General features: G+C 37.5%; 14 protein-coding genes. 9 read left to right on the top strand and 5 right to left on the bottom strand.

Going from position 1 to position 19,882, the window contains the following annotated elements; genetic code table 11:
• Window positions 1–110: 110 nt before the first annotated feature.
• A complete protein-coding gene (locus tag F3D3_RS07000) occupies window positions 111–1,538 on the bottom strand; it encodes an IS110 family transposase (protein ID WP_084388820.1) in 1,428 nt (475 codons plus the stop codon).
• 378 nt (window positions 1,539–1,916) lie between these two features.
• Between F3D3_RS07000 and F3D3_RS06995 the strand changes: the two genes are divergently transcribed.
• The 3 genes from F3D3_RS06995 (at window position 1,917) to F3D3_RS06985 (ending at window position 8,029) form a co-directional block, all read left to right on the top strand.
• A complete protein-coding gene (locus F3D3_RS06995) occupies window positions 1,917–4,232 on the top strand; it encodes a bifunctional diguanylate cyclase/phosphodiesterase (RefSeq protein ID WP_069872450.1) in 2,316 nt (771 codons plus the stop codon).
• A gap of 95 nt (window positions 4,233–4,327) precedes the next feature.
• The gene (locus F3D3_RS06990) at window positions 4,328–5,602 is read left to right on the top strand and encodes a sodium:proton antiporter (protein ID WP_069872448.1); all 1,275 of its coding nucleotides are present in this window, start codon (window positions 4,328–4,330) and stop codon (window positions 5,600–5,602) included.
• Window positions 5,603–5,773: 171 nt separating this feature from the next.
• On the top strand, window positions 5,774–8,029 hold the full coding sequence (locus tag F3D3_RS06985; RefSeq protein WP_069872446.1) for a type IA DNA topoisomerase: 2,256 nt from the start codon (window positions 5,774–5,776) through the stop codon (window positions 8,027–8,029).
• A 79-nt stretch (window positions 8,030–8,108) separates the two neighbouring features.
• Here the strand turns inward: F3D3_RS06985 and F3D3_RS06980 are convergent, their stop codons facing one another.
• From F3D3_RS06980 to F3D3_RS06970, 3 genes are all read right to left on the bottom strand, one after another.
• Complete coding sequence (locus tag F3D3_RS06980) at window positions 8,109–9,710, bottom strand: peptide chain release factor 3 (RefSeq protein ID WP_069872444.1); 1,602 nt, start codon at window positions 9,708–9,710, stop codon at window positions 8,109–8,111.
• A 680-nt stretch (window positions 9,711–10,390) separates the two neighbouring features.
• Window positions 10,391–10,747, bottom strand: coding sequence for a P-II family nitrogen regulator (locus tag F3D3_RS06975; RefSeq protein ID WP_069872442.1), 357 nt, complete (start codon window positions 10,745–10,747; stop codon window positions 10,391–10,393).
• An 80-nt stretch (window positions 10,748–10,827) separates the two neighbouring features.
• Window positions 10,828–12,000: a cation:proton antiporter gene (locus tag F3D3_RS06970; RefSeq protein ID WP_069872440.1), complete on the bottom strand. Its 1,173-nt coding sequence runs from the start codon at window positions 11,998–12,000 to the stop codon at window positions 10,828–10,830.
• Window positions 12,001–12,244: 244 nt separating this feature from the next.
• Here F3D3_RS06970 and F3D3_RS06965 point away from each other — a divergent pair, with 244 nt between their 5' ends.
• The 3 genes from F3D3_RS06965 to F3D3_RS06955 all read left to right on the top strand — a co-directional run bounded on the left by F3D3_RS06965 (window position 12,245) and on the right by F3D3_RS06955 (window position 15,265).
• A complete protein-coding gene (locus F3D3_RS06965) occupies window positions 12,245–13,348 on the top strand; it encodes a GGDEF domain-containing protein (RefSeq protein ID WP_069872438.1) in 1,104 nt (367 codons plus the stop codon).
• A gap of 112 nt (window positions 13,349–13,460) precedes the next feature.
• Entirely contained in the window at window positions 13,461–14,360 is a 900-nt protein-coding gene (locus F3D3_RS06960) for a DMT family transporter (RefSeq protein WP_069872436.1), read from the top strand.
• A 68-nt stretch (window positions 14,361–14,428) separates the two neighbouring features.
• Entirely contained in the window at window positions 14,429–15,265 is an 837-nt protein-coding gene (locus F3D3_RS06955) for a PHP domain-containing protein (protein WP_069872434.1), read from the top strand.
• 15 nt (window positions 15,266–15,280) lie between these two features.
• On the opposite strand, the gene F3D3_RS06950 is transcribed toward F3D3_RS06955, so the two are convergent.
• Window positions 15,281–15,742 carry an HD domain-containing protein gene (locus F3D3_RS06950; RefSeq protein WP_175438319.1) on the bottom strand — a complete coding sequence of 154 codons (462 nt, stop codon included), beginning with the start codon at window positions 15,740–15,742 and terminating at the stop codon, window positions 15,281–15,283.
• Between the two features lie 222 nt (window positions 15,743–15,964).
• On the opposite strand from F3D3_RS06950, the gene F3D3_RS06945 reads away from it, so the two are divergent.
• From F3D3_RS06945 to F3D3_RS23300, 3 genes are read left to right on the top strand one after another with little or no spacing between them, the layout of a single operon-like run.
• On the top strand, window positions 15,965–17,176 hold the full coding sequence (locus F3D3_RS06945) for an EAL and HDOD domain-containing protein (protein WP_069872431.1): 1,212 nt from the start codon (window positions 15,965–15,967) through the stop codon (window positions 17,174–17,176).
• Between the two features lie 17 nt (window positions 17,177–17,193).
• Window positions 17,194–19,038, top strand: coding sequence for a sigma 54-interacting transcriptional regulator (locus F3D3_RS06940; RefSeq protein ID WP_069872429.1), 1,845 nt, complete (start codon window positions 17,194–17,196; stop codon window positions 19,036–19,038).
• Window positions 19,025–19,867 carry a M15 family metallopeptidase gene (locus F3D3_RS23300; RefSeq protein WP_175438318.1) on the top strand — a complete coding sequence of 281 codons (843 nt, stop codon included), beginning with the start codon at window positions 19,025–19,027 and terminating at the stop codon, window positions 19,865–19,867. The genes F3D3_RS06940 and F3D3_RS23300 overlap by 14 nt, the downstream gene beginning before the upstream one ends.
• The last annotated feature ends 15 nt before the right edge of the window (window positions 19,868–19,882 follow it).

The raw sequence follows: 19,882 nt of genomic DNA, 5'->3' as shown, positions 1-19,882 counted from the left end.
ACTTATAGCGACTTCATCTCAATCGGGTTGCTTTCCAGAACCCTGCTCGAATCCAGATTTTCTGAATCCCAGCAAGGGTCTGGATTGACAATACTATTTTCTTGTTTCTGTTATGCAGCAACTGCTTTCAGTTTAGTCGGTCTCTTTATATCCGCTTTCAACTTCTTAGGGTCATACACCGTGCCGTTTGTAAGCATTGTGTATATCACACGAAGTACCTTGCAAGCAATGGCTATCAGCGACTGCATCTTTTTAAGTGGATTCTCAAGCCTCGTCGTATAGTACGCATGAAGTTCTTTGAACTCATCCGAATGGACCACTACACACTTAGCAGCCTGGAATAACCAATATCTCAGCCGTTTGCGTCCTCTATGACTAATCTTGGTTCTCCCTTTGTGCTTACCTGAGCTACACGCCACAAGTCCTAAGCCACTCAGCTTTTGTATTTCCTTTACATCATCAAACCGCGATATATCGCCCATCTCTGCCAATATTCCAGAAAGTGTATTACTTCCTATCCCTGATATTTCAAGGATGTTCTCAGCGTGTGGAATTTCCATGCATTTTTGATTCAGTTGTTCCTCTACCTCTGAAAGTTGTTCGTCTAGTTCTATAATTCTTTCGACAAACCACTTTACAGCCATTCTACTGGCATCAGTGCCATCCTTCATGCCAACACTTTTGAGGGCATATTTCATAATCTCCTCAGCTCTGCTATAGCCGCGTCCTCTAAGCTTAGCATCATGCCAAATCTGTCTTATGCCATCAGTGCCAAGTGAAACAAGGTCCTCTGGAAATGGTGCTGTTTTTAGAAGTTCTAGGCTGAATGTGCCGTCAAACTTTCCCAGTGCGTCCTTATACTCTGGAAAATATATCTTCATTTCGCGATGAAGCCTATTGAGAAATCGGATTCTATCCTCGTTCAACTGTTCCCTGAACATTGACAGACGACGAAGGTCCGCATACAGTTTTTCTGGAAGATATGGCATTCCAAAGTTGCCATCCTTTACAAGATTTGCAATAAGTTTCGGATCCTTTATGTCATCCTTAAGCTGGCTATTATCCTCTAGTTCTTTTGTTTGCTTCACCGCATATGGATTAACCTGAACAACGCTGATTCCATTGGATATCATCCATGTCGCTAGGCAGAACCAATAGTGTCCTGTTGGCTCCAGACCTAATACAATCTGTTTTTTGTCATTCGCCGCAGCTATCTCAACTGCCCAGTCTTTAGCACTTTCAAAACCCTCTTGTGTGTTGCTAAATGGAAATGCGGATTTACTGAGTTCTCTGCCTCGGGTATCAATCGCTCTTATATAGTGTGTTTCGCTGCCGATATCGCATCCTAAAACAAGCATATCATCACTGATAAAAGTCAATTTTTCGTTTTTATCAAACTTGCCTTTTGTTTCCAATTCATGCCATGTAGATGCTTTAAGATTATTTTTTATGGCTTCCATTTTTTTTAAAATTTCTTGTTGTTCAAAAATATTTGCTGCTATAACTTGATTTTTTTTCTTTTTGCCTTTAAAATTCATCTTAGATACCTCTCGTATTTTTTTGATTTTTTACTAACGGTCTGGTCAGTAATAATCTTAATTTACTTGAGGTATTTTTCTTTGTCAATCGCTTGACCTATTTAAATTATACAGGAAGCTTTCTAATGGTTTTTAAATGGTAGTATATCTATTCTGGAATTCATCGTCAAGTGTAAAAAGGTAAAAACAGGCGTGAATGTTACAAAAAATCAAAAAAAATGAGTATTCAAAAAACGATTAGAACTATTGTGCGTTACAAGCGCACATAGAATGTATGCAAACATTACAAAGAGGACATATATTTTGTTTTAAATGGGGTATCATATAGTATAATAGATTTTAAGCGCAGTGAAAGTCAGACAGATGAGGTTTACTTTTATGAAACAAAGATGGATTTATCTCAATCTAATTCAATTGATCTTACTCCTAGGTTACAGTATTGTAGCCTTATTGGGGGAGCAACTATTCTCTAATGTTTTATCACCTCTTTTACTCTTTACGACTGTTATCATATTAAATGGAACAAGAAACAAAAGTGATGCGAAGTTATATTGGCAAATTATAATGTATCTGGTTTTATCGTGGGCAATTGTGGATACAATATGGCTACTGGATGCCTATCTGTTCAACGGAAATCCTGAAGAAAATGTGCTGTACTCAGCCTTATATCTAATCCCAAATTTGCTGCTAGCAACAGCTTGCGGTGTTTACTTTTATCAGAATTTTAAAAAATGGCATTTTATTCAAATCATTTCAGATATGATTCTGGTGATAGCGGTCCTGTTCTTTACAATAAATGCGAGTCTTCTAGAGGTCGTAAGTGCGGCTCAATTGTCAAATGCTGAATTCAGTATTACGATGTTGTATATTTTAACAGATATATTTATCTTTGGCGTTATGATTGGAATGGCTCAGACAAAGAAAAAAGGGAATTTCAATATAGGTATATTGTTTTTGATCGGTGGTATTTTTTTATATCCCGTATCGGATTTACTGTATACTTATATGATTTACTATGATTTTTATATTCCAAATAATATTTCAGATGTACTCTTTATGATTTCATTTTCATTTTTGGGCTATGCCAGTACGGTTTTGTATAATATAAGGGTTAGAACAAATGAGAAAGACAAGCTATTTCCTTTTGTCGCTGGTCCTGTACGCAGCCATCGCATTAAATGGGTGATTCTTATTCCAATTTTGTTTTTGCTTGTGGGATATGTGGACATCATAGTTGTTTTAAAAGCAGTTCTTATGTTGGGATTGCATCGATTTGTAAGTCAGTATTTTAGCAAAGTTAGAGAAATTGAAACGTTGTTAGAAAGGGAAAAGCAATACAATGATTATTTAGAAGAACACGTTAGGGCAAGAACTTCAGAACTTCAAAAGAGTAATGAAACCTTAAATTATTTAGCCAATATGGATACTCTAAGTGACTTGCCTAATAGGAGATCTTTCCTAAAACAGGTCGAAGAATTGGTGACAAACAAGGCGCCATTTTCGCTATTTTTTGTAGATATTGATCGGTTTAAATTGATTAACGATATCCATGGACATGAAATGGGCGATCAGGTTATTTGCGCATTATCAAATAATTTAAAAGCGTGGAAACCCGATAATTTGAAGATTTATAGAATTGGGGGGGATGAATACGGCATTATTCTCCAACGCGCTGACTTAGAGGTGGACATAAAGAACATTGCTTCGCAAATCCTTAGTATCATTAAAACACCTATTGAAATCGAGCAATTTATTTTTTCGCTGGAAGCCAGTATGGGGATCTCAAAATTTCCTGAGGATACGGACAATCGTGTACAACTGCTAAAATATGTGGATATAGCGATGCTTCAAGCTAAAAAAATGACTTCAGGGGAAAAAATTGTTCATTACAAGTCCTATTTATCTGAAAGTGTTGAAAGAGCCAATCAGGTGGAGCTGTTACTGAAATCTGCAAATTATGATAATGAATTTGAACTGTATTTTCAACCTCAGCTTGAGACTGGCTCAGAAAGACTTGTCGGTGCAGAGGCCTTATTGAGATGGGTAAATCCAATTTTAGGGGCCGTATCACCAGCAGAATTTATACCCATTGCGGAGCAATCTAATACGATTTTGGCCATAGGCAAGTGGGTTCTTAAAAAGAGTATGCAGCAGCTTGCGCTCTGGAATAACAATTACGATTCAGAATTTAAGTTGAGTGTCAACATTTCACCAGTGCAATTTGACAGTATCGACTTTTTTGCTCATATCATCATGCTGATCAATGCCACCTCAGTAGATGCGAGTAATCTCGATTTTGAAATTACAGAGAATAGTGCCATGAATTCTAATGTTGTGATGGAGGAAATTTTCACGGCCCTTTCAGGTCTGGGCATTCACATTTCAATTGATGATTTTGGAACAGGGTACTCATCGCTAAGTTATATTAAACGCTTTGATATTGATCGTCTTAAAATTGCGAAAGAATTGGTTGATAATATTGCGACGGATCATGTAGACCGCTTGATTATTAAAGCAATCACCATGATGGCGAAGGGCATGGGCCTTATAACCATTGCAGAGGGTGTTGAAACTTTTGAGCAATTGAGTTATCTCAAATTGATTGGATGTGATGAAATTCAAGGTTATTACTATAACAAACCGTTACCGAAAGAGGCATTTGAAGCTGCGTATTTTATTGATACAAAAAATTAACATAGATTTTATTATTTTCAACATAAAATAAGTTGAAATTTTATTTTATAGGCGTATACTGGTGAATGTCCTATTGATACTAATCGGACTATTAAATGAAAGAAGGTTTTATTGTGGCTGAAACAGCAACTTCGCTCATGGTACCTGCATTAATATTGTTTGTAGGTGTTATCGCATCCAAAATAAGTGGCATCATCAAAATGCCAGATATCGTAATTTATTTATTTGCAGGTATCCTCATAGGTCCTGCAGTCTTTAATCTTGTGAATGTGGACACGCACTCCGGTGCCAACCAGTTTATTCTCACGTTTGGAGCGGCTTTCATTCTGTATGATGGTGGTAGAGAAATTAAGCTTAAAGTGTTGAATGAAGTAAAGTGGACCGTTGCATTATTGGCATCAGTGGGTGTCTTTATAAGTGCAATTGTTATTGGTTTTATTGCCATGAAGGTATTCAAGATCGACTTTATTTATGCGCTTTTGATTGGATCTGTAATAGCATCTACAGATCCAGCAGCACTTGTACCCGTTTTTTCAAAGATCAGGATTGTAGAGCGGGTCAAACAGACCGTAATCAGTGAGTCTGCTTTTAATGATGCCGTAGGTGCCATTTTAGTATTTACAATTATTACGATTATTCAGTCGGGAAAGTTTTCACTTGAAGAAAATGCAATATCGCTTATAAAAATGATCGTATTTGGTGTTATCAGTGGTACTTTAGTGGGCTTTATCTTTTCACTCAGTGTTTCGGATGGCAAATTTGGCTTGTTCACAGAGTTTGCGCCAATAATATCGATCTTGGCAGTTATGAGCTCTTATAGTTTGGCAGAAGCGTTGCAAGGCAGTGGGTATATGTCTACTTTTGTGACAGGTCTCATTTGTGGCAACAAAAAAATGTTGAAATTATGGGTGCCTACGGTGGATTTTGAAGTTCAAAAAAATGTGCGTGATACGGTGACTGCAATCATGAAAATTGCTATTTTTATATTGCTAGGGATGCATGTGGATTTCAAATCATTAAGTCTGTATTGGAAAGAGTCTTTATTGATTGTATTTGCACTTGTTTTTGTGGTGAGACCCTTATCGGTCCTCATTTGTACGCTCCCTGATCGCAAGGCAAAATGGCAGAAAAATGAGATCCTATTTATGATGTGGGTTAGAGAGACTGGCGTTATTCCTGCGGCACTTTCAGGTCTTATTGTAAGTTTAAAACTGCCGCATGCCAACGTGGTTTCATCTGTGGTATTTATGACCATTATTTTTACTTTGCTTTTTCAAGCGACTACAGCGAGCTTTGTCGCACGCAAGCTGAACTTAATAGTGCCAGAGAATTCAGAAGAAAGACCGATTCCTTTTTCAGAGCTTAAGTAAAGTGTCTTTAAATGAACATATGGAATAAAGAAATTATGGGGAGGATCCAGTTTGTTATAAATGGAACTCTTTTTTTTTTAGACTTACCTTTGAGAGTCTGGTAATTTGTGATAAAATTTTATAGGATGCTGTTATGAGTGTATGCTATTCAATAATATTAAGGAGGAGATCATGTCGAAAGTCATTATCGCAGAAAAACCATCGGTTGCAAAAAATATTGCTGATGCCATAAATGCAAAGACGAGAAAAGACGGTTACTATGAAGGCCCTGAGTACTTAGTAACATGGGCATTTGGTCATCTTCTAGAGCTATTTGATTCCAAAGATTACGATGAAAAAATGGCAGGGTGGCGCATGGAGAATTTTCCATTTGTACCTGAGGCCTTTCAATATAAAGTCAAATCGGATCCCGTCGATCGGCATAAACCTGATCAAGGCGCCCAAAAACAGCTTATGACGATAAAGACACTTATTGAACGTGCAGATGTCGATGGCGTTATTTCTGCCTGTGACTATGATCGTGAGGGGCAAATTATCGGCGATATTATTTTAGATTATTTAAAAGTTGGAAAGCCCATTGAGCGCTTGCTTCTAAATGAGTGGACGCCGGATGAAGTGGCGTCTGGACTTCAAAAGATGGTGTCTAATGAAACCATGGCTCCGCTTAAAGATGCTGGCATCAGCAGACAATGGGCAGATTGGATTATCGGGATCAACCTCACTTCTGTTGCGACTTTGAAATACCAACGTGGATCAGGAAAAGCGCTCAATATTGGTCGGGTCTTGTTGCCCACGCTTAAAATTATCTATGATCGAGATATTGAAATTGAAAATTTTGTAAGAGAAGAATACCACAAGTTAACTGGCACTTTTAAGACGCCTAAAGGTGAAAGTTATGAAGGCATTTACACGGTCGATGGAAATGACAAATTTGAGGATGTCAAATTGCTTGAATCTGTCAAAGAGGCGCTTACAAAAAAACAAGGAATCGTCCTAGATCGAATGGTTGAAGTCAAGAGAGAATACCCACCAACGCTTTTTAACCTATCGGGACTACAAGGCTATGTCACCAGTAAGCAAAAGGGATGGACATCTGATAAAGTCTTAAAAGTAGCTCAGGCACTTTATGAAAAAAAACTCATCACATATCCAAGAACTGCTAGTATGGCGCTTGAGGAATCCTTGGTTGAGAAGACTCAAAAAGTATTGAACGTTCACAAAAAAGGATTGCCTTATGAAAAAGAAATAGAATTTCACACACATAAGCGTGTTTTCGATAATTCAAAAGTGGAAAGTCATAGTGCGATTATGCCGACCTATGTGGTGGCCAAAGGGCTTGCTGGCGATGAAAAAGTGGTTTATGATGCCGTGCGCAATCGTTTTTTAATGCAGTTTATGCCGGTGGCAGAACATGAGGAGATGACCCTCATAACCGTCGGTGTTGATACGGAACTTTCGGGTCAATTTATTTCTAAAGGCAGAAGACAGCTCGTTGAAGGTTGGCGTCAAATTGAAAAGATAAAATCAAAAGAAAAAGAATTGCCACAAGTAGAAGTCAATGATATCGTGGACATTTCTAAACTTAAAATGGAGACTAAAGGCACTTCACCTCCCAAAAAACACACCGAAAAAACGCTTCTTAGAATCATGGAGACTTGTGGGAAAAAGTTCAAAAATCAAAAAAATCAAGTCAAGGAGAAAGACGATTCAGAACAGGTGTCTGATGAAGATCAGGATTCTGATGATGATGACTCAGATGATGTGGATGAAGGCATAGATGTGAATCAGAGTGATGACCAAGAGATGATTCAGTCAATCTTAAGCGGATTTAGTATAGGAACGCCAGCTACGAGAGCTGAAACCATTACGAAACTAAAACGTGTTGGCTATATTGATGTTAAAGGAAAATCGCTTTACTGTACGGAAATGGGTCGAATGCTTGTGGAACTATTTCCCGTAAAACCGTTATTCGACCTTGAATACACAGGGCGGCTTGAAAAAACCTTATCGGATATTGGCAAAGGTGAAGTTTTAAGAACAGATTTTCTTGAAGACATCGTAGCCTTTACTTCTGCCGCAGTGGCTGACATCAAGGGTGACGATTTTCATGTGATTCAAGACTTAGAAGTGTCACACGCGGGGTCGCTTGGGAAGTGTCCTAGTTGTGGATCTGATGTGATTGAAGGCAAAAAAGGTTTTGGTTGCACGAACTGGAAGGCGGGTTGTAAGTATGTGGTCTGGAAAGAGGATAAATTTTTACAGGCACTAGGTGTATCACCCAATAAAAACACCATTATGAAGCTTTTAGAGACTGGAGAAGTCTTTAGCAATAATTTTGTCAATAAAAAAGGCACTAAATTTTCAGCATTCTTAAGATATGAAAAAAATGAGGATAATGACTATTTTAGTTGGAAAATGAGATTTTAGCATGAGCTTATAAAAAGCCCTATTCCTTTAAGTAAGTTAAGGGTATAGGGCTTTCTGTTTTTTGACACATTAAAAATCTTTAGAAAATTGAAGTTTCATGCAATTTTGCTTTTTTATTACGCTCTTCAACTTGTCTTATGGACCATTCGTTTTGGAATAAGAGAATAGGTTGACCCTCTTCGTTTTCAACAAGCATGGTATCCATAGTCATTGAGAATTTTTTAGCATCAAATTGATCCATTTCAATCCATCTAATGTAACGGTATGGCAGTGATTGCATGAGGATCTCGACATCGTATTCATTTTTAAGTCTATATTCAAGCACTTCAAATTGAAGTGCACCGACGACGCCGACGATCAATTCTTCAACACCGATATTGGGTCTTCTGTAAACTTGGATAGAACCTTCTTCAGCAAGTTGTGAAATGCCCTTGATAAATTGTTTGCGCTTAAGTGAATTCTTAATGGAAACCTTTGCAAAATGTTCTGGCGCAAATTGTGGGATGTCAGCATACTTGAGTTCTGTTGAGTTCTCCGAAAGGGTATCACCAATGTTAAATATGCCAGGATCATGAATGCCAATGATATCTCCAGGATAAGCCGTTTCAACGATAACGCGATCTTGGGCAAGAAATTGTTGGGGTTGCGCAAGTTTAACTTTTTTCCCTTTTTGGACATGGTTTACAGACATGCCTTTTTCAAATTTGCCAGAGCAGATTCGAAGAAATGCAATTCTATCACGATGCGCTGGGTTCATATTCGCTTGGATTTTAAATATAAAGCCTGAGAAATCTTCCGATTCAGGTTTTATATGCCCAAGATTACTCGCTCTAGCTTGTGGTGATGTAGAGATTTCTAAGAAGTCTTCGAGAAAGGGTTCCACACCAAAATTGGTGAGGGCACTTCCAAAAAAGACAGGGGTTAAGTTGCCACTTAGAATTTGCTCTAAATTGAAATCGTCACCAGCAATGTCTAGGAGTTCTATATCATCTAAAAGTTGTTTATGCAACGTTTCACCAAGAAGGGTTTTGAATTCTGCATTGGTGACATCACCTTTTATTGTTTTGACCATGGCCTGTCCATGGTTCCCTTCAGAGAAGAGCTCAATTAATTGTTTTTGTCTATTATAAACGCCTTTAAAGTTTTTACCAGAGCCTATAGGCCAGTTGATAGGACACGATCTAATGCCCAGAACCTTTTCAAGCTCTTCCATGAGTTCAAAGGGATCTTTACCCTGTCGATCCATTTTGTTGATAAATGTAAAGATTGGAATACCTCTCATTTTACAAACTTGAAAGAGTTTTTTTGTTTGAGCTTCAACCCCTTTTGCACCGTCAATGACCATGACAGCACTATCGGCAGCCATGAGCGTACGGTAAGTATCCTCACTAAAATCTTGATGGCCAGGTGTATCTAATATATTGATGCAGTAATTATTATATTCAAATTGGAGTACACTTGAGGTTACGGAGATGCCTCTTTGTTTCTCAATCTCCATCCAGTCTGATACAGCATGCTTTTGTGCACGTCTGGATTTAACAGAGCCTGCTTCTCGAATAGCGCCGCCGTAGAGTAAGAATTTTTCAGTTAAAGTAGTTTTTCCAGCATCCGGATGGGAAATGATTGCAAAAGTGCGTCTACGCTGAACCTCGTGAATAAAACTATTGTTTGTATTTGACATTGTTTTCTTCCTTCTATTTATAAAAATCAATATGGTTAACCTCATAAAGGTTATCTTTTTTGCAATGTCATGTCAAGTGCTATTACAAAAAGAAAAACAATTTTTTCATAAAAATGTTTAACTTAAAAAGTGAAGGGTATGAATAAACTAGGAAGGAAACTCTTCTTAGATAGAGCTGGGATTAAAGTTTTTTTCAATACTTGCAAATTGGAACATAGATTTGTAAGCGCATGATCGTTTTGAAGTTGTTTTTAAGAAATTAGTTTTCGAAAAAAGTTAATGTCAAACAAGAACTGTATGTTAAGTCACTAATGTATTAATGAGAAATTAGTAACAAAATTGTAGGTTTAATGCGTTTGATAGATATTTAAATTTTCAGAGTTAAGTTTTTAAAAGTTGTTTTAAGGTTTTAAATCACCAGCTGCTATCGGAGGGTACACCAAAAGGTGTACCCTTTTAACTTGCATTAAATGCCCTATCTCTGCGTCAATTCAAAAGACACGACCTCTCACGTATGTCTATATACGCTACGAGTCCGTGTCTTTCTCTTTCCTTGATCTAGAACATTTTCTGCAAGTTAAAACGGGGTGTGCATTAAATGTCCCATCTCTGCGTCAATTCGAAAAGTAAAAAAGATGTCCAACACCCTTTAAGGATAAAGGGCACTAGGCATCTTTTTTTTATTTGTCTGGTATTTGGTAGCCGTGACATTCTAAAACGGGCAATACGAAAATATAACCAATTCCATTTTTATTAATTGTATCCATTTTGAGTTCTTCTTTAATGCGATCGATGACTTTTCTAAGTTTTTCCTCGCTGTGTATGATACTAATGATAGTCTTATTGTAAGGCTTATCACCTTCAACTAGTTTTCTAAGACCTGCAAAAATTGGCACATCAACATTGTGTTCTAATAACACCCTGCCCATACCTTCACTATCTAAAGTGGTTGCCCCACAGCCTAAAGCAAATAAAATTTTGTGAATATCCTTTAATCTGTCGACATCATTTAATATGAGGAATAGTGCATAATTCATAGGATTCATCCTCCTTAAATAAAATTTTAACATATTTTGTATCTGATAACTATCCTTTACCGAATGAAAATTATAAATAATTAGACATGTGTCTCATCGGCTTTGGTAACGGCATATTTTGTGGCAATCGGGCCAATAATTTCGGTGATGATGGTAGTTGCAAGTAATATGGTCACGACAATGGAACCGATGTCTGTGTCTGGAAATTCTCTGCTAACGGTAATAGCAAGACCAACAGCAACCCCGACTTGAGACAACAAGCCAAGCCCGATGTATTTTTTTACATTGGCAGGTGCTTTTGAAATCGTTGCACCCAGCGATGCGCCAGCCAGTTTTCCAAGGATTCTAAAAACGAGGTATGCCACACCGAGTAAACCAATCTGTGGGATATAGGCGAAATTTAATCTCGCGCCAGCAAGGACGAAGAAAGCGGCTACAACAGGTGGTGAAAAGTGCTCTAAGATCGTAAATGCCTTAATTTTTTGTGGCGAAATATTGGCCACAGTTGCACCCATCGCCATTGCAGTCAATAGTGGTGAGAGCCCAAAATGAGTGGCGATGCCCACAAGAAGAAGTAAGGTGCCAATTACAAATGGTAAAAGCTCAGAATCTCTCTTAGAATATTGGATCAAAGCAGTCATCAATAAGCCTAGTATTGCACCTACAAGAACTGAAAAAACAATCTCTTGAATGGGCAATATGAGTATTTTTTGCAGCGTAATGACTTCATGATTTACAAATACTTTTGCGACGGATGCCGCCATGGCATAAATGACGAGACAGATTGCATCATCCACTGCAACAACACCAAGTAAGGTACTTGTAAGTGGGCCTTTAGCATTGAGTTCTCTTAAAACCATTACTGTAGCAGCAGGCGCTGTCGCAGCGGACACGGATCCGAGAATTAACGAAATGGCGAAGTCTTTAGTGAGAAAATAAGAAACACCCGTTACTAAAATAAACGCGCCAAAGGCTTCGAAGAAAGCAATGATAAAAATGGATTTTCCAAGTTGCCTAATAACGGAAAGTTCGAGTTCACTTCCGATATTAAAAGCAATTACACAAAGCGCAAAATCACTCAGAAAAGCCAGTTGATTAATGGTGTCGCCGTTTAGAATTCTAAGACCGGAGGCGCCAAGGATTAATCCTCCGATAATATAGCCAGCAACAGCGGGTACTTTAATCTTGTTCATGAGTTTTCCACAAATGACGCCTACAATTAATGCTAATCCAAGATTAATGAAAGGGTTCATATACAACACTCCTTTATTTAAAGTCACAGCATTTATTGTATGCCTTTGGTTCAAAAAATCAACTGTTTTTCGTAAAAAAAAGTGAAAATCATCGAAATGCTTACAAGACCTTAATAAAATACCCCTCTTTAAGTCAATCCTTACATATTATAATGCATGAGCGCAATAAATTTGGTAGAATAGGTCTAGAATCTTAAATAGAGATTTGAATACCAAAAAAAGGTTAATAAAAAGAGGATGGCTTATGGCAAAGAAAATTAAAGCCTTGGCAATAGAAGAGCGTTTGTTTGTTTACATGCTTGTATTCGGGATCGTTCTAGGCTGCTTGAATCTCGTCAATAATGTTTTGATTGATTTTCCCTTTAAAGCCAATTATAAATGGCTTGTGCTGATTGTATCATCCATAATTGGTGTTTATATGACACTTGAGGAGAGGCATGTAAGAAAGCATGTGATCTCTTTAGTTAAGGGTGTTATCTTTTCAGAAATTATTTTTGTGTTCTTACCTGATGGCTGGTTTTATGCGGGTGGTGCGACTGCTTCAACCATGGGATACGCTTTTCTGATCTGTATTTCTATTTGTTTTGTTTGTAAAGGATTTCAGAGAGTCTTTTTTATTGCGGCTGAGATTATAACGATAATACTGCTTCTATGTATAAACGCATTCTATCCTGAAATATTTTTGAACACGCCGACTAAGGTCCTTTTTTTAGATAATTTGCTTCAAATTCCGATGACGATTATTGCTTCTTCAATATTGCTAATTGTCTTTTCAAACGCCTATAGAAAAGAGAAACAAACGCTTGATGCATACAGTGAAATACTCATACAAAAAAATCAGGCCTTGTTTGAGATGACCATAAAAGATGATTTGACGGGTTTATATAATAGAAGGTATATTTTTGATCAATTGCAATCCCTTTGGCAGTCTCTAGAGTCTCAGGAAGCGATTAGACTGGCGCTTGTAGATGTGGATAATTTTAAGCAAGTAAATGACACGAAAGGACATGTGATCGGGGATAAAATACTTAAGCAGATTGCAAGTATAATGGCGAATGGTATGACGGATAACGGCTTTGCAGGACGCTACGGTGGCGATGAGTTTGTGCTTGTCTTTATCGGATCTGAAATAGAAAGTGTTATGGCAACATTAAGTGATATGAATACACAAATTAAATCAATTGAAGTTGGTGGTGGCATGAAAATTTCGTTAAGTGGTGGCGTCAGTAGGCTTACCAAGTCAAATCATGTAGATGATGCACTTTCAAGAGCAGATGATATTCTTTATCAGTCCAAAAAAACATCGAAAGATCAGATCATCTCAGATGAAATCCAAAACAGACTCTAAAAAAATGATTAAAATTTAATATAACTTGCTTTATAGAGTATCAAAAAATTGGTATGATATTTTTAGATATAAATTTAGGGCGTCTACAGATTATAATTTGGGGGATATCATTATGAGTCGACTATCAAAAAATCAGCAAAAGTATTTATCTGATTTGAGTCTGTTATTTGTTGCAGCAGTATGGGGTGGCGGCTTTGTGGCTGTTAAAGATGCACTCAATACGGTTACGCCAATGTTTTTAATGGCCATCCGCTTTGTATTAGCGGCACTGTTCCTTTATCTATTTCTCTTTAAATGGATTGGAAAATTGTCTAGAGCAGATATTAAGAAAGGCTCCGTAGTGGGGATTATTCTGTTTTTAGCATTTTCGGCGCAAACCATAGGTTTACAGTACACGACGGCATCCAAACAGGGGTTTTTAACGGCGACTTATGTGGTGATGGTACCTTTTCTCTCTTGGGTTTTTTACAAAAAGATACCCGGAATAAAAGCGTTAGTTGGAAGTTTAATGACAATATTAGGGATTGGTCTTATCAGTTATCAAGGCTTTTCCTTTAACCTTGGAGATGGTTTAACGCTTCTATGTGCTTTGTTATTCGCAGCACATATCCTCTCGATTGAACACTTTGCCAAGGATATGTCCGTTATAAAACTTGCATTTGTTCAAATTGCAGTGGCAGCTGTTTTATTTGTAATTGCGGCTTTTGTCACAGAACCCATACCGATTTCACTCTCTCCAAGAGCTTGGTTTGCAATTCTCTACTCTGCGATTTTTTCAACGTTTTTATGTTTTACAGTTCAGACAGTGGCCCAAAAGTATACGACTTCATCTCATGCTTCTATTATACTATCGCTTGAGTCTGTATTTGCAGCAATTTTTGGCGTGTTACTCCTTAAGGAACACATGTCTAAAATGATGTTATTGGGGTGCGGGTTGATTTTTATTGCAATTCTCATTGTGGAGCTCAACATCTCCTTTAAATCAAAACCTAAAGTATTGACAGAAGATTAAATTGCTATTCAAAAAACAATAAGAAAAGCACTTGAATAGAATATTCAAGTGCTTTAGGATGTGAAGATATGAAAAAGAAATATGTAGATTTACACATTCATACGACTGCTTCCGATGGCACTTTAACGCCTGAGGAACTTATAATTGAAATCAAGGCAAATGATATTGAATTATTTTCCGTGACAGATCATGATTGTATGGATAACGTGATTGAAATGATGACCATTGCCAAAAGAGAAGGTATTGCATTTATACCGGGGATTGAACTTTCAGCGACTTTTATGGATAGAGAACTGCATTTACTCACCTATGGTATAGATCCTCTAGATACGCGCTTCCTAGAGCGTGTCGCTAAAAATAGAAGCATTAGAGAAATCCATAACAGAGCTGTGATAGAGTACGTCAGTCAAAAACATGAAGCAATTTCACTCAAGGGCTACGAAAATTTCGTAAGAGACCCAAGTCTTGGCGGATGGCAGGCAGAAAATTATTTGTTTACGATGAGCGTTACCAAGTCTTTGACAGATTTTTTTGCGATTATTGAGGAGATGGGATTAAAACTCATATTTGACCCCATTGAAGAAGTATTACCAGAATTAGTGGCTATGGGGTATACTGTGGTGTTGGCGCATCCTCCAGCTTATTTTAAAGGCGATTTTATTTCAAAAGAAATTTTAAATGAACTTAAAGCCCTTGGACTCAGTGGTATAGAGTGCTATAGTCCTTATTACAGAGAGACTTTGGACTATGAATACTATAAAGATTATTGTTTAAAAAATAATTTATTAATCACTTGTGGCTCTGATTATCATGGGCAATTTATCCCCTCTCGAAAATTAGCAACACCTAAAGTGACCTCTCGAGAGATTTCATTTGAGGCACTTTTGAAACTCGCAAGATACTGAGAGACAAGGCTGTTTTTATTTTTTATGATGCATTTTTTGAATTTTATGAGCATATTCGGCTATTGAAATGTATTTATCTGCAAGTGTCACAATCCAACTGATGCTGTTTTTAGGCGGTGAAATGGTGAGCGGAAACATATGCTTTAAAATAGCATCTTCCTCTTTTGGATTGAGACTAAAGTGCATTTTAGCATTACGATGCGCTTCTTTAGCATGTGTAAACCCGTGTTTTTCAAAGAAACGATTTTTTTTAGGTGCACGCCAATCGTATAAAAAAAAGTCGTGTAAAAGACCTGCTCTTGCAGCAGAATGATAATCTAATTTGAGTTTTTTGGCGAGCTTATAGCTTAAATAGGCTACTTGAAGGGAATGATGAAATACGCTATCACTATGATGACGTATTTTTTTTGTCTTTTGAAACTCGCTATTTTTGATGATCTCGTGGATGATGCCGTGAAACTCCCTGTCTCTATTCAACTTTAACCTCCGAAGATTGTGCATAATAAAAGCGCTCTTAGTAATATTATTATACCCGAGAAAGTGATTTTTAGTAGTATTATTCACGTTTATTACGCTTTAAAATCATGGTATACTTTGGATAGAGATGTTTTCGTTAAAATGATTGCATAGACAGCAGTTGATGAGGGTAAATATTAAGGTAAATACAGGTCAAAAATCAGTATTTCGAGGAGCAAAAGTATGTTTATAGCAAGACAACCTATATTCAACAATAAACTTGATGTTTATGGATATGAACTTTTATTTAGAAAATCGGATAAATCTTTGAAATTTGATGGGCTATCCTCATTGGCTGCAACTGCTGGTGTGGTTGGTGGGTTATACGAATTAGGGTTTAGTCAAATTATCGACAACAAGCGTGCCTTTGTGAATTTCGATGCAGATTTTTTAATGCGAGACATTTCTGAGTTAATAGAACCTAATAAGTTGATTATAGAGGTTCTTGAAGATGTGCTTGTGGACGAGTTGCTTATTGAACGCATCAAAATGTTAAAGGCAATGGGTTATAAAATTGCACTGGATGATTTTGTTGAGAACTATGATGTTTATCCATTAGTGCCTTATGCAGATATCATTAAATTCGATCTTATGCTGACACCGCTTGAGACAATTGGCCCTGCTGTTTATAAAGCCCTTATGAGCAAGAAAATTCTTCTTGCTGAAAAAGTGGAGACAGAAGCTATTTTTTTAAAGGCAAAAGAGATGGGATTTCATCTTTTTCAAGGCTTCTTTTTCAGTAAACCCATGATTATCGGTAAGACCAGTACAAATAAATCTGCAACTAAGATTCAATACGCAAGGCTTTTAAGCGAACTCAAAAAAGAAGAACCTTCATATCAAATTCTCGCAGAGATTATTGAAAAAGATGTGAGCTTGGCTTACAAACTCATGAAGGTAATCAGTTCTAGATCAGGTGATGATTTGATTTACTCGATTAAGAGAGCGTTGACTTATATGGGACTCAAAGAAATTGAACGTTGGATCAGTATTCTGATGATACAGGACTTAGGGGGTGAAAAACCAGAAGAATTGATGACTTTATCCCTTGTCAGAACGAGATTTGCCGAAAAGATTGCCAAACATACGAATTTAAGGCAGTACAAGCACGAAGCTTCAATGATGGGATTATTCAGTACACTAGATGCGATGTTAGACGAACCGATGGCAGAAGCTTTAAAGGATATTTCATTGCCACAGAGTATAAAGGATGTGTTGATTCGAAAAGAAGGTGTTTTATTGCCGATCTGTAGTTTGATTAATGCTTATGAAATGGGGGATTGGGCTGCAGCCTATAAAATATGTCATACTTTTGAATTGGATGAAGCCATTTTACTAGAAGATTATATTGAAGCTGTAAAGTGGGCTGGTGAAACCTTGAAAAAGATGTCATAAAGGTTAATGGAGGTGTCATGAAACTTGATAAAGTCATTCAAAATGCTCAGATGATTTGTGATGCAATAGCGAGTGTTATTGATATAGATGTAACGATTGTAGATGAAACTCTGATGCGCATAGCGGGTACAGGGAGATATCAAGAGAGCATCGGAGAAAATGTAAGTGATCACTCCGCTTTTAGCTATGCGATTAAGACGGGTTCGGAGTTTATCATAGAAAATCCTGGAGATCATCTCGCTTGTAAAATGTGTGATTGTAAAAACAAGTGTAATGAACATGCGGAGGTCTGTTGTCCAATAAAGTGGGAAAATGAGACTATTGGGGTCATTGGGTTGATTGCGTTTGAGAAAACTCAAAGAGATCATATTATTGAGAATCAGAAGAATCTATTACAGTTTTTAAATCGAATGGCAGAGCTGATTGCATCTAAGGTCAATGAGCAAGAGGCTGTTGAAGCGATGGCTCTTTTGGCAAAGGAGCTTGAAATTGTGGTAGATGCCATAGATACAGGGTTTGTGGCGGTTCGAAATGATGGGAAAGTGATCAGAGCTAACCAAAAAATTTTAAAAATGTCAGATAGAAAAACCATTGAAAGTTTAACAGCGTTATTAGAGCCCAAAGAGGTTGAAATCGTTTTAACTTCAAAGCAGGCTTTGTCCAATAGACCCTATAATTTTAATGTCAAAGAGCGCGGTCTTTACGATGTGAGTTTAATACAAATAGGCACAGAGATCAAAGGCTATGTCATCACTTTTAGAGCGATGGAAGATGTCATCAACACTGTGAATGAAGTGCTTTTAGATGTGGTGACCACAAAGTTTGAACATATCATAGGAAAGTCTGATGCGTTGACACAAGCTAAGTCAATGGCGAGTCGGGTGGCGAAGAGTACTTCAACGGTTTTGATTTTAGGTGAGAGCGGTACTGGCAAGGAACTCTTTGCAAGGGCGATTCACCAAGCCAGTCAGAGACAAAATAAGCCCTTTGTCGCCATTAACTGTGCCGCAATTCCAGAACAATTGTTGGAAAGTGAGTTGTTCGGTTATGAAGAAGGGGCTTTTACTGGGGCTAAAAAGGGCGGCAAGCCTGGAAAATTTCAATTAGCAAATAAAGGGACCCTTTTTTTAGATGAAATAGGAGATATGCCATTACATTTGCAGGCGAAGCTCCTCAGAGTGCTTCAAGAGAATCAAGTGGAACGATTAGGGGGGAAGACACCAATACCAATAGATGTGCGTATCGTTGCAGCGACGAATCAAGATTTAGAACTTAAAGTGAATGAGGGTGCATTTAGAACGGATTTGTATTATAGACTCAATGTCATTCCCATTACGGTGCCCCCGCTTAGAAGCCGTAAAGAAGATATCCCAGAGCTCGTGTGGACCATGGTTAGACGCGCGAGTAAAAAACTGGATAAGGCGATCGGCAGTATTGAAGAAACTTGTTTTGATCTTTTAAATCACTATGATTGGCCAGGCAATGTCAGAGAACTTGAAAACACAATCGAATATGCTGTCAATATGTGTGATGATCATACTTTAAGGATACAGTGTCTGCCTAAAAAATTGCAGAAATCATATTTTGAAGATCGTTTTGATACCAAACAAAACGATCTAGAATCAGAGGTTGAATTTTCGAATTTTGGGCAGACACCACTTAAACAAGTCCCTAAGAATGAATTTGAATTTATAACTCTGGCTGAACTTGAGAAAAAAGCGATTCTATCAGCACTTGAGTACTATAAACCCTATAAAAAATCCGCAGAGAAAGTGGCAAAAGCACTTGGTATCAGCAGAGCGACACTTTATCGAAAAATTTCAGAGTACAAATTAAATGAGGCATATGATGATAAAAAGTAAAATACTATTAATGATATTGTTACTGATTGCCATTTTAGGGATCGGCGGCAAGTTAATTGGGACCATTTTTAATGATAACAAAGACACGACTGTTCAGGATGTTGATGAAACCAGTCGTGATATGATGGCGGTTTCTCTGGCAATGGATAATCTTGTTGTGAGTGAAGAGACCACAGTAGCAGCACCTTTAGTACCAGAACCTTCAGAAGAGGCAGTCGCTATAGAGTCGCCAGTCGAGATACCTTTTGAAGTTCAATTTGAGATTAATAAGATTGATGATGTGCTTTACCATGAAATGCTCGGAAAATCCTTTAAAGAAAATGATGTGATTCAAAGAGATGCCTTAAGCGTGTTAACCCTAACCTATTACGGATTTGATGATATGGATCATATTGGACAAATGGTGGTGAATCAAGAGGTTGCTGAGGAAGTTGTGGCGATTTTTAAAACACTGTATGATGCCAAGTATCCCATTGAAAAGATAAACCTAGTGGATCAATACAACGCTGATGATGACTTATCCATGGCAGATAATAATACCTCTAGTTTCAATTTTAGGGTAGTAAGTGGTAGTGATCATCTGTCAAGACACAGCTATGGTATGGCAATAGACATTAATCCTGTTCAAAATCCATATGTGACGCGTGAAGGTGTTTTTCCACCAGAAGGAAAGGCATTTGTGGATCGAAATCAAAGTGAGAAAGGCATGATTTTAGAAGCTGATTTATGCTATCGTCTCTTTACTGAAAAAGGTTGGACTTGGGGAGGTCGCTTTAATACAGTAAAAGATTATCAACATTTCCAGAAGGACTTTGGTGAAATGCAATAAATAAAAAAAAGGCTT

The organism is Fusibacter sp. 3D3, from assembly GCF_001748365.1.
Classification (GTDB): domain Bacteria; phylum Bacillota; class Clostridia; order Peptostreptococcales; family Acidaminobacteraceae; genus Fusibacter_A.
Note: the sequence above shows the minus strand (reverse complement) of the source record. Positions and strands in the feature narration are given on the sequence as shown.

Bases quoted from the DNA above. Each gene is read 5' to 3' on its own strand.
- F3D3_RS06980 (WP_069872444.1), bottom strand. From the start codon at position 9,710: ATGTCAAATACAAACAATAGTTTTATTCACGAGGTTCAGCGTAGACGC.
- F3D3_RS06960 (WP_069872436.1), top strand. From the start codon at position 13,461: ATGAGTCGACTATCAAAAAATCAGCAAAAGTATTTATCTGATTTGAGT.
- F3D3_RS06955 (WP_069872434.1), top strand. From the start codon at position 14,429: ATGAAAAAGAAATATGTAGATTTACACATTCATACGACTGCTTCCGAT.
- F3D3_RS06975 (WP_069872442.1), bottom strand. From the start codon at position 10,747: ATGAATTATGCACTATTCCTCATATTAAATGATGTCGACAGATTAAAG.
- F3D3_RS06995 (WP_069872450.1), top strand. From the start codon at position 1,917: ATGAAACAAAGATGGATTTATCTCAATCTAATTCAATTGATCTTACTC.
- F3D3_RS06940 (WP_069872429.1), top strand. From the start codon at position 17,194: ATGAAACTTGATAAAGTCATTCAAAATGCTCAGATGATTTGTGATGCA.
- F3D3_RS06990 (WP_069872448.1), top strand. From the start codon at position 4,328: ATGAAAGAAGGTTTTATTGTGGCTGAAACAGCAACTTCGCTCATGGTA.
- F3D3_RS06965 (WP_069872438.1), top strand. From the start codon at position 12,245: ATGGCAAAGAAAATTAAAGCCTTGGCAATAGAAGAGCGTTTGTTTGTT.
- F3D3_RS06970 (WP_069872440.1), bottom strand. From the start codon at position 12,000: ATGAACCCTTTCATTAATCTTGGATTAGCATTAATTGTAGGCGTCATT.
- F3D3_RS07000 (WP_084388820.1), bottom strand. From the start codon at position 1,538: ATGAATTTTAAAGGCAAAAAGAAAAAAAATCAAGTTATAGCAGCAAAT.
- F3D3_RS23300 (WP_175438318.1), top strand. From the start codon at position 19,025: ATGATAAAAAGTAAAATACTATTAATGATATTGTTACTGATTGCCATT.
- F3D3_RS06945 (WP_069872431.1), top strand. From the start codon at position 15,965: ATGTTTATAGCAAGACAACCTATATTCAACAATAAACTTGATGTTTAT.
- F3D3_RS06985 (WP_069872446.1), top strand. From the start codon at position 5,774: ATGTCGAAAGTCATTATCGCAGAAAAACCATCGGTTGCAAAAAATATT.